The following is an 11,761-nucleotide window of genomic DNA, read 5'->3' on the forward strand; positions in this document are numbered from 1 at the left end:
ACCGACTACGGAACAGAGCCGTTCGTTTGACAGACCCGGCGAAGGCGCTCGCCTACGTCTCCGCCGACGTGGTGCGCGGACACATCAGCCGCGCGGTGAGCGAGGTGGTCGGAGTGGCGTAGCGCCGGGTGGCATCGTCCCGGGCGCGCGCCGTGGTACCGAGCCTGCTGGGCACCGAGGTGCGGGTTCTGGTCACGTATCGGCTGAGGAGCCCATTGCCGGTGGTCAGCCCGGTTGTTAATGTCGCCTCGATCTTCACGTGCCGTAGGCACACGATGACGACTTGGGCGGGGGATGATCGTGGAGCGTCCGTGGGAAGCCGATGCGAGCGCGGGGTTCAGTCGTCGTCTGGGGCGCTCGCCTCAGGAGTTGGGGCTGACGAGCGCGACGGAGAGCTGCCCGGACATCTGGGAGATGGACAACGGCGACGTCGCGGTCATCGGTCGCGACGTCACGCCGGAGGTCGCCGCGCGGCTGCCTGACGGCGTGTCCATCGGGGCTGACGAGCGCCTGGTGATCATTCCGCGGAGCCTGCTCGTCGCGGCCAAGCCGGACATTCCCGATGCGTGAGCAGAGCGACGGTGACTACGCCGGCATCGCAGCTGTCACCGCGATGCCGGTCGCCGCGCGAGGACCGTTCCTTCCGGTGGAGGACTACGTCAAGGCGTTTCGCGAGGACTACGCGCGGCCAGACGTGACCGTGGTCGACAAGCTCGAATGCGGCCAGCACTTCCAGGAGCCGGGCTTCGCGTCGTGGGACGCGTTCCACGACGGAGCGTGGGAGCGGTCCCTGAGCCTCCTGGCGGAGGAGCGCACAGCCATGGGACGCCAGTTCGAGGACGCCGACCGACGCGGCCTGCGACTGCGGCGGGTCCGTTACGTCGAGCTCCCGCCGTCGGACTACGTGTTGTGGGAGCTTGCCGTGCTCCGCCAGCGTGTTGATCTCGGGGAGCAGGTGCGTGTCGTGGTCGGCCAGGGCCGACCCGGCATCCAAGCACCCCCCCCCCGCTGGTTTTGCGAACTTGTCATCGTCGGGGCGTCCTGTCTCTACGAGCTGAGGTACAAGCCTGACGGTGTGATCGCTGGCGCGTACCGGCACACCGACCCGGACCTGATCGTGGCCTGCCGATCCGACGTCCAGCAGCTCTACGCGACCGGCGAGGACTTCTCCTCCTTCCATTCACGCGTCGCCGAGCCGCTACTCCGCGCCCGATGCGGGGAGGAGAGGCCGTGACGTCCGAACCCGCCCCCGCGCCCCGCCGCAGGATTCGTGAGCGTCCCTGGTACCGGTCCCGCGCCGTCGTCCTGGCGCTGGCCGTCCTCGCTGTCGTCGGCTCCATGGGGCTCGTGGTCGCGTCCCCGCTCGCCCTGCCGGCGTTGGACGACGCAGGCCGTGACTGGGAGCGGGTCGCCGACATCGCACAGGCGTACGGGGCCGTATCAGCGCTCCTCTCCGCGTTGGCTGTCGTGGGTGTCGCCTCTTCGCTGGTGTTGCAGGCCCGCGAGGCGAAGGCGTCCCGCGTGCAGAACACGCGGATGATGCACATCGAACTGACCAAGACGGCCATGGAGAACCCCGAGTACCTCGACTGTTGGGGCGGCCCTGACGCCTCACGCACCGTTCTGCTCCGGCAGCAGCACATGTACGTGAACCTCGTCGTGTCGCACTGGGAGATGGCGTTCGAGGTCGGAGACCTCACCGAGCACTGGGTGGCCGCTGCGGCGGACGAGATCTTCGCGGGCGAGATCGGCCGTTCCTTCTGGGCGCGATCGCGCCAGGCCCGCCTGTCGACTGCCGCGACTCGGCGCTCGCGCCGCCTGCAGCGAATCATCGACGCGCGCTACTCAGCGGCACTGTCGACACCGCCTCGCACTCAGCGGGCGCTTCCCGATCTCAGGGTCTCCGGAGTCGTACCTCCCCGCGTCGCCGACAGCAACGAGTCCTGATCTCGTTCGACCGCAACGGGACGAGCGAGGGCTCGCGTCGGTTAGGAGGCGACCCGCTATCAGGGAACAGCAGCCCGGCCAAACCTGAACCCCCTGGCTCAGAAGCCACGACGCCGGGTGTCCAACCCCAAGTAGGGCCTCTTCCGAAGTGGCCGCTGGATCGGGGATATGAACCCGCCCCGGACAGCGTTCCGAAGGACCAGTTCAGGAACGACTACGAAGCGCACGTTGGGGAGGGCAGCCTGAATGGCTGGTTACATAGAGGACCGCTGGCTCAAGAAGCGGCCGGACAAGGAAACCGGCAAGCGCGAGCGCACCGCCCTCTACGGGAAGGGCCTGCGGTACCGCGTCAAGGGAATCCCTGGAGTCCAGGACCGCTCGTTCGCCACCAGCGAGGACGCCAAGCAGTGGCTCGCCTCCGCGAAGACCGACTCGGGGCGCGGCGAGTTCGTCGACCCCCGCGACGGCTCGATCTCCATGGCCGACTACATCGTGGAGCACTGGTGGCCCGGCCGTACGGACGAGCCGTCCACGGCCGGCCCCCTGCGCAGCCGGATCTGGAACCACGTCATCCCCCTCATGGGCGACGTCCCCTTGAAGGACATCGACGCCTCGACGCTGCGGACGTTCAAGGCGGCCCTGCTGCGCCGCGTCGAGGGATCGACGGCCGAGGTGATCTGGGGGCATCTCACCTCGATCCTCAACAGCGCGATGGACGACAAGCGACTCCTCCGGAACCCGGTCAAGGTGCACCAGAGCGTCAAGCGGCCTCGGCGGGCGGAGAAGAAGGCGAAGGCCTGGACGCGTGCCGTCGCGGACGCCGTCCGGTCCCACCTCCAGGAGCGGTACCGGTTCGCCGTGGACCTGGGGCTCGGCCTCGGCCTGCGTCAGGGGGAGGCCTTCGGCCTCGCGGAGGAGGACTTCGACTTCGAGGCCGGCGTGGTCCACGTACGGCGCCAGCTCCGGTGGGACATCAAGGGACGGGCGTACTTCTGCCTCCCCAAGGGCGGCAAGACTCGCGAGGTCCCGCTCTCCCCGAACCTCGCTGCCCGCGCTCGGGCGCACTTCCGGCGCTTCCCCCCGGCGGCGTGCACCCTGCCGTGGCGGAACCCCGAGGCACCGGCGACCGCGCTGGAGGAGAAGCAGCGGAAGCCGATCACGGTGATGCTGGTCCTCACGACCTCGCACGGCAACCGCATCTACTACCGGACGTGGAACGAGCGCGGCTGGAAGCCCGCCCTCGCCGCCGCCGGCGTCCTCAAGATCGTGGGCGAGAAGGTCCAGCACTACGGCGGCCGGGTGCGCAGGTACCCCACCTTCGAGCTGTCCCGGTCAGACATGTTCCACGTCCCCCGGCACACCTACGCCAGCGTGCAGCTGGAGGCCGGGGAGTCCGTCGTCAGCCTGTCGACCTGGCTCGGGCCCGCCTCCCCGAAGATCACGCTCGACCACTACGCTCACTTCATGCCGGGTGCCGGCTTCCGGGGCCTGGCCGCCATGGACGCGTGGCTGGAGCAAGGTCCCCGGCACAAAGTCCCTCAGAAGTCCCTGCTGGCCGGTTGGACGAACGAACTGAACATGAACCCGCAGGTCAAGGACTTGATCAGCGTGGCAGGCAACGTGAAGGTCAAGTACAAGGAGACCGCGCGCGGCGGCCTCGCGGTGAACATCATCGAGTGCTGAGATCCTGGGCCCTGACCAGCGCTTCTGGTTCTTTCAGCGCGGTCAGGGCCTTCCGCTCACCCGTTCCGCGTCAGCCGGTCCGCGGCGTGCGTCAGCCAGGTGGACGTCGTGTGCGGTTCCGGCGGCTCGACCTCCATCCCCAGTTCGGCCGTACCGACGACGTAGTCGGTCTCGTCCAGAGCGAGAGCGAGCAGCTCGCGCAGCTCACCGACCAGCCGGGCGACGAGCGTGCGGTCGGTCGTGGCGGCGTAGTCGGCGATCGCCGTGTCGTGGTCGGCGAACTCGTCCGGCATGTCCTGCGAGAACCATCCGCCGAGGAACTGCCCCAGTTCGGGGAAGCGGGCGTGCCACTCCCAGTGGGTGGCCGGCAGCGGTGAAGGCGGCGGGACCTCGCCCTCCTCGACAGCGCGCCGGATGTGCCCGGCGACGACCAGCAGCCACTCCCCGACCTCGGGGTCGGGCACCCCGGTGTCCGGCAGCGGGTAGAACTCACCCAGCCGGATCCGCAGCCGGCCGGGGGGATGCTCGGCGTACTCCCGCAGCTGCTGCTCCGCCACCGACAGGGCCCACGGGCGGCTGTGCCAGGTGTGCCGGAGGTACGCGGTGAGCGCCGCGCTCGGCAGCTCCGGCGTGTCATGGGCGAGCTGTCCGGCGTACGCGCGGAAGACGTGGTCGAGCTCGCCGTACCGGCGGTCGAACTCCAGGGGCTTCAAGGACATGGGAGCGCGCCTCTACACGTAGACGGGGACGGTGGAGTGCACGACGAAGCCCTGCGGCCCGGCCGGCTCCCGCCGGAGCACCACCCGGGCGGCCCGCACGTCCACCGGCCCGCGGCCGGCGAACACCATGGCCTGGAGCAGCACGCGGCCCACGGGATCCGGGCGGGACGGCCAGGCCGCCTCGATGGTCAGACGCGGGCGGGTGCCCTGGGCGAGCCACCGGTGAATGGCCTGCTCGTTGCGGTTGATGACCTCCTGGGTGGCCCATTGGGCTGTTTCCCGGTCGGGGTAGGTGGCGGATCGGGTGAGCACGGGTTCCCTTCGTCGTGTCGGTTCGGATCAGGTGGGGGCGAAGACCCAGATCATGGCGATCTCGGCGTCATTGACGGCGATCAGGCCTCCGTCCCACTTGTCCGAGGCGAACGTGCTCATCCCCGTGATGGGCTGCTGATAGAAGTCCGGGTCCTTCCCCGTCCAGCCCACGTTGGAATAGAAGCGAGTACCGTCCGGAAAGCGCGACATGATCAATCGGGCACGGCGCTCCATCTCGGGCCGGCGCTCCTCCCACTGAAACGTCCTCGCCACGTTCCAGCCGATGACCCCGAGGACGACGAGGAGCGACTGGACGGAGGAGCGGGGCAGTTCCTTCACGTACGTGCGGAAACGCTCCACGTCGGCGGGTGTGACGGGGGGGCTCATCCAGGGGTGGAGCGGGTCCGCCAGCCGTTCTTCGCCGATCTCCTCCTCGTAGGAATCGACCGATCGCCATCCCCGCGGGTCGCGTGTCTCACCGCGCATGATCGCAGCGACGTCGAGCCACCATTCCTCGTGGTCGCGGGGGGCGACGGTCGCGATCGTGTAGGGGTCGTCGTACAGGCCGAGCGCCTCCGCCCAGGTCTGTGCGGTGAGGTCTTCCGTCATGCGCCCCATTATTCCGGCGCCGAGGTGAGGACGACGAAGGGCGGATCGAGGTTCGGGTCGTACTTGAGGCGCGTACTCACCCCGTAGGCGTTCTTCACCGGCGCCGGCGTGTGGTCGTCCAGCCGTTGCGAGGTCCGCCCTGTCACCGCGTTCCCGGTGAGCGGGCCCTCGACGGGGACCGAGTCGACCTGGAACGACTTCGATGCCGGCTGCGGGGGCGGGTTCTTCAGCCAGTCCTGGATCTCTGCCGTGTTCTGGCGGATGCAGTACTGCGTGTACTTCTGGGCCGAGTCGATGTCGGTGAAGCTCGACGTCGCCAAGAGTTGCAGCTTGCCCGAGCCCTTGGCCTCGTCGCGGTGGCGCTGCAGCAGCTGCTCGTCCGTCTTGCCGACGTGCTTGTCGAGCGTGTGCCCGCCGCTGAGTTCCTCGTTCATCGCGAGATCGAACGAGTACATGTACAGGCTCGGGCTCTCCCCGGCGCGCTGCCACTTGTGCTCCCGTTTGAACTCGTTGAGAGCGCGCGCGCCGAAACCCTGGGCCCGTGCCGTCTCCGCCTGGTAGGTCGGCGCACTGAGGATCGCCTCTTCGAGCTCCGGGAGGAGGTTGTTGAGCGTGACGGCCGCCGCGTGGAACTCGCGGTGGTAGTTCTCGACCGCGGCGTCCATCCCGGCCTTGTCCATGTGCGACCGGAAACTGAGGACGACCTGGGCGACGATCCCGCCCACCGCGAGCCTGGTCAGCTTCCCGAAGTCGATGTCGAGCGTCAGTTCCTTGACCATCGCCTTCGCCGCCTCGGCCCCCAGGCGGCTCGTCGTCTCGGTGGTCCTGTCACCGACGTCGGCCAGGTGTTCCAGAATGCCCGGCATCGCGTCGGCGGTCTTCTTCAGCACGTCCAGGATGGGCCGTTTGGGGCCATTCTGGTTGCGGTCGGTACGCCAGCTGCGTCCGGCCGGGTTCCGCTTGCCGTCCTCCCCCAGCGGCCGCCCCCATTCGGTGGTGCCCCAGATCGACTGGCAGAACGCCTTCATCGCGCCCTGCCACTCGCCGTTGCCCTTCGGGTCGGTGATGGAGGAGATGGCCGCCGTGAGCTCGTCGCCCGCCTTCGTCACGTCGCCCGCGAGGTTCCGCCAGGCCGTGGCCATGTCCCGGACCTCGTCCTCGCGGAGGCCGGGGGTGATCTCGTGGACCTTGCCGAGGCGCAGGCCGTGCTCGATGCCGGGCCTGATGGCGTCCGCGAGGAAGTCCGGGACCTCCCCGATCGCGCCGCTGATCCACCAGGAGTCGACGTCCTCGCCGGTGCCTGACCACTTGACGGTGTTGACCGGGCCGTAGCGCGGCGGCTTGTTGATGACCACCGGCTCGGGCTCGCTCGCGGGCTGCGAGCCCTTGCGTCCGCCGGCCTCCCAGTCGGCCATGACGTAGTGGTTGGCGGTGAGGGTCAGTCCGACGGCCGCTCCGCCGACGCTCACCACGGACCTGCCCCAGGCTTCCAGGAACTTCTCGGTCACCTTCATGTAGGCGTCGGCGAAGGCGTCCGCGCCGTGGCCGGTGCCCGCGGACTGGTTGTACTTGTTCAGGACGTCGACCAGTACGAAGGCCCGCTCGGCGTGCGCGAACTGCGCTTCCTTGACCAGGCCCGACGCGTGGTAGACGTGCGGCGGCCGCACGTCGAACCCTCCGGGCCCGCCGGGCGGAGGCGGTGTCGTCATCAGGCCGCCCCCCAGCCGCGCAACACGGCCCGGTGAGCCGCCGCGTACGTGACGTGGCCGTTCACCACGCGGGCGTGGAGCCAGGTCTGGAGCGCCTCCAGGTCCTGGGCGGAGACGTCCCACCGGTCGAGTTCGTCGACGAAGGCGTGGCGGGTCTCGCCCTCCCATGTCAGGACGACCTTCTCCACCCGGCCGTAGAGAATCTCCAGCTGTTCGTTCGTGGTCCTGATGATGTCCTCGAGCTCGCCGGCGAGCTCGGACAGGCTGGGGAAGTCGACGGCTATGTCGTCGTCACCCGGTCGCATGCTGGTCCCCCCTGATGTCAGATGTCGTGGATGCGGCTGCGCGGCGCGCTCTCCGGCGCGTTCGTCGGCGCGTTCGTCGGCTCGGGCGCCGTGTGAGGTGTGGACAGGGCGGCTGCCTCCGCCTCGACGTCCACATCGGCCCGGGCTCGCCTGAACCGGCGCAGGGTGTCCATCTCCTGCGCCGTGAAACCGCCCTCGCTGAGGCGTACGGCCTGAGCGAGCACCTTCATCACCTCGCGGATCCGTACCGCGTCCTCGGCCGCCCCCCGGTGACGACTGCGGTACTCCTCCGCCGCCGGGCCGCGCCAGCGGCCCTCGATCCGGTCGACGACCCCGTCCATGCGCCGCACCTGCCGGTCGAGGTACTCCTGCATGGTGTCGAGGTCGTCGGCGAGTCTCTTCAGCTTCTCGGCCTGCACGGCGAGATGCGCTTTGCCCGCGCCTTCCCCCATCGGTTCCCCCCGTGTGAACTACGCCCCGACCTTTGGCCGTTGCGTTGCGTTGCGTCGCGTTCACCGTAGCAAACAGCACCGTCGGCCGGGGTTCCATTTCTCCGGGTCCGGGCGGCGTCATCCGGGGCTGAGCCAGTGGGGGTCGGGGACCACCGTCAGGAGGGACGAGACCACCACGATCGTGGCCAGGACGCCCAGCTCGATCCGGGCCGGTGCCTGGGTGTCGCCGCCCCGCGTCATCCGGTACCGGGCGGTCAGGGCGAGCAGGCTGGCCACGCCGACGAGGGCGAGCTTGGCCAGCAGCACCCTGCCGTACGCCGTGGCGAGGACGACCTCCAGCGGGAGGCGGCGCAGGGTGGAGCAGGTGCCGGTGATCACCAGGGCGGCGAAGATCCAGGCCGCCGTGCGGGCGTAGCGGACGAGGACGTCGCGGCCGCCGTCGCGGAGCCGCATGGTCCGCAGGACGTACAGCAGTGCGCCGAACCAGAGCGAGGCCGCCGTCAGGTGGACGACGGTCAGCGCGGTGCCGATCGCCGGTGTGTACGCCTCGGGGTGGGCGCGCAGGGCCTCGGCGCAGATCACCCCGGCGAGCGGCACGACGGCCAGGGCCGGGCGGCGGGAGGCGGCGCAGAGGCCGGCGAGGGCGAAGGCGTTGGCGGTGATCAGGAGGAGCCGGCCCTCCCGCATGCCGTACACGGTGGGCAGACCGAGGCCGCTGACGGCCGCGAAGAGCAGGAGCAGCCCGGCGGAGGCCGCCGCGCCGAGGAGGGCGGCGAGAGCGGACCAGAGGCGCGGGAGCGGGCCGTCGCCGGCCAGCCGGACGCCGGCGAGTTCGCCGAGGTGGACCGCGAGCGCGGCCAGGACGAGCACACGGAGCACGCTGATGGTGCCGGCCGCGGGAATGCTGAGTTCACCCGTACCCATCTGGGCGACCCCGGCACCGAGAAGGGCCAGGAGGGTGAGGGCCACGACCGCGCCGAGCACGGCCGCTTTCCGACGTATCGGGGTACCTATGGGTCCGGGAAGCGTCACGCAATCGATCGTCACCGAGGGCCGGACGGGCGGCAACTCACGTGCGTACGCACGTGGTGCGGCGCCGCCCGCCCCCGCCCGGCGGGTCAGGCCTGCGCGGCACCCTTGTCGAGGTGCGCCCAGAACTCGTCCCAGGAGAGCTTGCCGTCGCCGTTCGCGTCACGCTGGTTGATGAGCGCCTCGGCGACCGTCTCGGTGACGTGGAAGTCACCCAGCTGCGCCATGACGCTCTTGTACTCGGCGGCGGTGATGAGGCCGTCCCCGTCCACGTCGAACCGCTCGAATGCCTTGCGTGCCGACTCGATGTCCGCCACTGCTGCCGCCCCTTCTTGGTGCTTCGATGACGGGGGTCAGATTATCGGTCCCCCATATGGCCGATGATGGGGGTATGAGCAGTGAGGTGGCACGGATCCTGGCGGCGGCGGCACGCGGGGAGTTCCCTCCCCCGGACGGGTCCACGACGGTGGTGCCGCAGCCGAACGCGCGGGACGCCGGCGTCCTCGCCTTCACCGCGCACTCGGTGATCTTCACGGACGAGGATCCCGCGTGGGTGCGGGCGGAGCTGGCGGCGGCCTCCGGCGACCCGCTGGCCGCCTCGATGAACCCCGGTTTCCTCGCCGCGCTGATGGCGCGGACCGGCCGGCACATGAACACCATCGACCTGTTGACGGTCGCGGGCGCGCTGCCCGGCGGTCCCGAGCTGCCGCTGCGGGAGATCGAGGACCCCGGCCATCCCCGGGTGGCGCGGGCGATGAAGTTCCGTGACGAGGTACGGGTGTGGGCCGCCGAGGGCGGCGTGGTGATCCTGGGCCGGGGCGTCGCCGGTCGCTGGGAGGCCGCGATCGAGGTCGAGGAGCACGTCAGGCACCGCGGTCTCGGGCGGGCGCTGGCCCTCGCCGCCCGCCACCTGACGCCGGACGACGTCGTCTGGGCCCAGCAGTCCCCCGGCAACGCCCGCAGCGTCCGGGTCTTCCAGGCGGCGGGCTACCGCCCGGTGGCCTCGGAGGCCCTCCTCGTCGCCGGCTGACCCCCGCCGCTCAGCACCGCCGGCGAGTGAGCCGGAGGACGCCCGCGGGTGTCGAAAGGGAGAGCGCGCACAGGCCCCGAGGAACGAGGGGGCGAGCACGGTCGACCGTCGACGCACGCAACAGGGCGTCCGGAGGTGAACCGAGCCCCGAAATCACCGGAAGATGCCGGTGTGGCCGAGGGAGTAGCGGCCGGGCTGGGGGTAGACCGCCAGGCCGTGGGGGCCGCTGCCCACCGGGATGCGGGCGAGCTGCTTGCCGGTCGTGGTGTCGATCGCGTAGACCTCGGAGTCGTAGCGTCCCGACAGCCACAGCACCTTGCCGTCGGCCGAGACGCCGCCCATGTCCGGGGAGCCGCCGTCCGGCAGCCACCACTTCTTCGTCAGCTTGTTCCGGGCGAAGTCGAAGACCGAGATCGAGCCCTCGCCGCGGTTGGGGACGTACATCTCCTTGGAGTCGCGGGAGATGTAGAGGCCGTGGCAGCCCTTGCCGGTCGGCATCAGGGTCGGAGTGGTGAACTTCTCCCCGTTCAGGACCCACATGCCGTGGGCCATCATGTCGGCGACGTAGAAGGTCTTGCCGTCCGGGGAGATCTTGACGTCCTGCGGCATCGCGCCCTGGAAGGGCAGTTTCTGCTGGCCGACGACCTCCATGTTCTCCGTGTCGACCTTGAGCAGCTCGCCGGAGAACTCGCAGGAGACGACGAAGTAGCGGCCGTCCGCGGAGAAGTCCGCGTGGTTGACGCCGTAGCAGGAGACCGGGACGGTCTTCTTCCGCTCCATGGTGTGCGGGTCGCGGAAGACCAGCTCGCGGTCGAGGGAGGCCATGACGACGGCGTACTTGCCGTTGGGCGTGAAGTAGAGGTTGTACGGGTCGTGGACCTCGACCGGCTTGCCGGCGGCCCCGGTGGCCGGGTCGATCGGGGTGAGGGTGTGGCCGCGGTTGTTGTTGACCCAGAGGGTCTTCATGTCCCAGGAGGGGACGACGTGCTGCGGCTGGATGCCGACCGGGATGGTCTCGATGATCCGGTACGTCGCCGGGTCGATGACGGAGACCGTGTTGGAGTTGGTGTTGGGGACGTAGACCCGGGACGGGAAGTCCTTGACCACGGGCGAGAGCCGGTTCGGCCGGTCGGCCGCGTACACGTCCTTGGGGTCGAGGACCGGTGGCATGCCGGGCAGTCCGTCCGGGACCTCCTCCTTCGGTACGGCGGGGAGCGCGGCGGCCTCCTTCCTGGCGCCGCCGCGGGGCTCGGCCGGGTCGTCCGTGGTGCCGCAGCCGGCGAGCGCGACGAGCAGCGCGGCCGCGAGAAGGCTCTTCGATCGCTTGGTGAGAGGCAGCATCAGGTCAGCAGCTCCGTGGTCGTCACCGCGCGCAGGCCGCGGCGGTCGAGGTCGGCGAGGAGGGGCGGCAGTGCGGTGACCGTGTCCGCGTAGCCGAAGTGCAGGCTCACCACTGATCCACCGCGGATCTGCCCGCTGACGTTGCGGACGACGGCCGTGGCGCCGGGTGAGGTGAAGTCGAGGGAGTCGACGTCGTACGACAGGACGTGCGGGTAGCCGGCCCGGTCGGCCGCGCGCCGGACGGCGGGGGTGGCGTGCTGGGTCCTGGAGGGCCGGAACCAGGTGCCGATGGAGCCGGTGAGGCGGCGCAGCCGGGTGGCGCAGGCGCTGATCTCCTCGTACGCCTCGTCCTCGGTCATCGCGTTGATGTCGAGGTGGCGCTGGGTGTGGTTGCCGAGGTCGTGTCCGCCGTCGAGGATCCGGCGGGCGAGTTCGGGGTACCGGTCGAGCCAGTCGCCGACGGCGAGGACGGTGACCCGGGCGCCGCCCCTCTCGGCGGCGGTGAGCACGGCGCGGGCGAGGACGGGGTCGCCCTGGCCGTGGAAGGTGAGGGCGACCCGGGCGCGGTCGCGGGGGCCGTGGGAGATCTCGGCGGGGCGGCCCGGGAAGCGGCGAGGGGCGGGGG

At 70.3% G+C, this 11,761-nt stretch carries 15 protein-coding genes; 5 read left to right on the top strand and 10 right to left on the bottom strand.

Annotated elements, in window-relative coordinates:
• The first annotated feature begins 300 nt into the window (after nt 1–300).
• From J7E93_RS21405 to J7E93_RS21420, 4 genes are all read left to right on the top strand, one after another.
• On the top strand, nt 301–570 hold the full coding sequence (locus J7E93_RS21405; protein ID WP_215071553.1) for a hypothetical protein: 270 nt from the start codon (nt 301–303) through the stop codon (nt 568–570).
• Entirely contained in the window at nt 563–1,234 is a 672-nt protein-coding gene (locus J7E93_RS21410; RefSeq protein ID WP_215071540.1) for a DUF6879 family protein, read from the top strand. The genes J7E93_RS21405 and J7E93_RS21410 overlap by 8 nt, the downstream gene beginning before the upstream one ends.
• The gene (locus tag J7E93_RS21415) at nt 1,231–1,947 is read left to right on the top strand and encodes a DUF6082 family protein (RefSeq protein ID WP_215071541.1); all 717 of its coding nucleotides are present in this window, start codon (nt 1,231–1,233) and stop codon (nt 1,945–1,947) included. The genes J7E93_RS21410 and J7E93_RS21415 overlap by 4 nt, the downstream gene beginning before the upstream one ends.
• 246 nt (nt 1,948–2,193) lie before the next feature.
• Entirely contained in the window at nt 2,194–3,630 is a 1,437-nt protein-coding gene (locus J7E93_RS21420) for an integrase (protein ID WP_215071542.1), read from the top strand.
• A gap of 56 nt (nt 3,631–3,686) precedes the next feature.
• On the opposite strand, the gene J7E93_RS21425 is transcribed toward J7E93_RS21420, so the two are convergent.
• The 8 genes from J7E93_RS21425 to J7E93_RS21460 all read right to left on the bottom strand — a co-directional run bounded on the left by J7E93_RS21425 (nt 3,687) and on the right by J7E93_RS21460 (nt 9,082).
• Nucleotides 3,687–4,349: a contact-dependent growth inhibition system immunity protein gene (locus tag J7E93_RS21425; protein WP_215071543.1), complete on the bottom strand. Its 663-nt coding sequence runs from the start codon at nt 4,347–4,349 to the stop codon at nt 3,687–3,689.
• 12 nt (nt 4,350–4,361) lie between these two features.
• Nucleotides 4,362–4,661 (bottom strand): RNase A-like domain-containing protein, encoded by a 300-nt coding sequence (locus tag J7E93_RS21430; RefSeq protein WP_215071544.1) that lies wholly within the window; start codon nt 4,659–4,661, stop codon nt 4,362–4,364.
• A gap of 27 nt (nt 4,662–4,688) precedes the next feature.
• The gene (locus tag J7E93_RS21435; RefSeq protein WP_215071545.1) at nt 4,689–5,270 is read right to left on the bottom strand and encodes a hypothetical protein; all 582 of its coding nucleotides are present in this window, start codon (nt 5,268–5,270) and stop codon (nt 4,689–4,691) included.
• Between the two features lie 8 nt (nt 5,271–5,278).
• The gene (locus J7E93_RS21440; RefSeq protein WP_215071546.1) at nt 5,279–6,979 is read right to left on the bottom strand and encodes an RNase A-like domain-containing protein; all 1,701 of its coding nucleotides are present in this window, start codon (nt 6,977–6,979) and stop codon (nt 5,279–5,281) included.
• Nucleotides 6,979–7,284 carry a WXG100 family type VII secretion target gene (locus J7E93_RS21445; protein WP_215071547.1) on the bottom strand — a complete coding sequence of 102 codons (306 nt, stop codon included), beginning with the start codon at nt 7,282–7,284 and terminating at the stop codon, nt 6,979–6,981. The genes J7E93_RS21440 and J7E93_RS21445 overlap by 1 nt, the downstream gene beginning before the upstream one ends.
• 17 nt (nt 7,285–7,301) lie before the next feature.
• Nucleotides 7,302–7,736, bottom strand: coding sequence for a WXG100 family type VII secretion target (locus tag J7E93_RS21450; protein ID WP_215071548.1), 435 nt, complete (start codon nt 7,734–7,736; stop codon nt 7,302–7,304).
• 117 nt (nt 7,737–7,853) lie between these two features.
• Nucleotides 7,854–8,768, bottom strand: a complete 915-nt coding sequence (locus J7E93_RS21455; protein ID WP_308368737.1) for a CopD family protein — start codon at nt 8,766–8,768, stop codon at nt 7,854–7,856.
• 86 nt (nt 8,769–8,854) lie between these two features.
• Complete coding sequence (locus J7E93_RS21460; protein ID WP_215071549.1) at nt 8,855–9,082, bottom strand: EF-hand domain-containing protein; 228 nt, start codon at nt 9,080–9,082, stop codon at nt 8,855–8,857.
• A gap of 74 nt (nt 9,083–9,156) precedes the next feature.
• Here J7E93_RS21460 and J7E93_RS21465 point away from each other — a divergent pair, with 74 nt between their 5' ends.
• Nucleotides 9,157–9,795, top strand: coding sequence for a GNAT family N-acetyltransferase (locus J7E93_RS21465; RefSeq protein ID WP_215071550.1), 639 nt, complete (start codon nt 9,157–9,159; stop codon nt 9,793–9,795).
• A gap of 153 nt (nt 9,796–9,948) precedes the next feature.
• On the opposite strand, the gene J7E93_RS21470 is transcribed toward J7E93_RS21465, so the two are convergent.
• Together J7E93_RS21470 and J7E93_RS21475 are read right to left on the bottom strand one after the other, a co-directional pair.
• Nucleotides 9,949–11,136 carry a YncE family protein gene (locus J7E93_RS21470; RefSeq protein WP_215071551.1) on the bottom strand — a complete coding sequence of 396 codons (1,188 nt, stop codon included), beginning with the start codon at nt 11,134–11,136 and terminating at the stop codon, nt 9,949–9,951.
• A partial coding sequence (locus tag J7E93_RS21475; protein ID WP_215071552.1) for a polysaccharide deacetylase family protein occupies nt 11,136–11,761 on the bottom strand: 626 nt, incomplete at its 5' end. The genes J7E93_RS21475 and J7E93_RS21470, both read right to left, overlap by 1 nt.

It is taken from the genome of Streptomyces sp. ISL-36 (assembly GCF_018614205.1).
In the GTDB taxonomy this organism is placed as follows: domain Bacteria; phylum Actinomycetota; class Actinomycetes; order Streptomycetales; family Streptomycetaceae; genus Streptomyces.

Excerpts from the sequence above, each read along its gene's own strand:
- J7E93_RS21465 (WP_215071550.1), top strand. The coding sequence starts at position 9,157 with ATGAGCAGTGAGGTGGCACGGATCCTGGCGGCGGCGGCACGCGGGGAG.
- J7E93_RS21440 (WP_215071546.1), bottom strand. The coding sequence starts at position 6,979 with ATGACGACACCGCCTCCGCCCGGCGGGCCCGGAGGGTTCGACGTGCGG.
- J7E93_RS21425 (WP_215071543.1), bottom strand. The coding sequence starts at position 4,349 with ATGTCCTTGAAGCCCCTGGAGTTCGACCGCCGGTACGGCGAGCTCGAC.
- J7E93_RS21410 (WP_215071540.1), top strand. The coding sequence starts at position 563 with ATGCGTGAGCAGAGCGACGGTGACTACGCCGGCATCGCAGCTGTCACC.
- J7E93_RS21420 (WP_215071542.1), top strand. The coding sequence starts at position 2,194 with ATGGCTGGTTACATAGAGGACCGCTGGCTCAAGAAGCGGCCGGACAAG.
- J7E93_RS21445 (WP_215071547.1), bottom strand. The coding sequence starts at position 7,284 with ATGCGACCGGGTGACGACGACATAGCCGTCGACTTCCCCAGCCTGTCC.
- J7E93_RS21435 (WP_215071545.1), bottom strand. The coding sequence starts at position 5,270 with ATGACGGAAGACCTCACCGCACAGACCTGGGCGGAGGCGCTCGGCCTG.
- J7E93_RS21450 (WP_215071548.1), bottom strand. The coding sequence starts at position 7,736 with ATGGGGGAAGGCGCGGGCAAAGCGCATCTCGCCGTGCAGGCCGAGAAG.
- J7E93_RS21470 (WP_215071551.1), bottom strand. The coding sequence starts at position 11,136 with ATGCTGCCTCTCACCAAGCGATCGAAGAGCCTTCTCGCGGCCGCGCTG.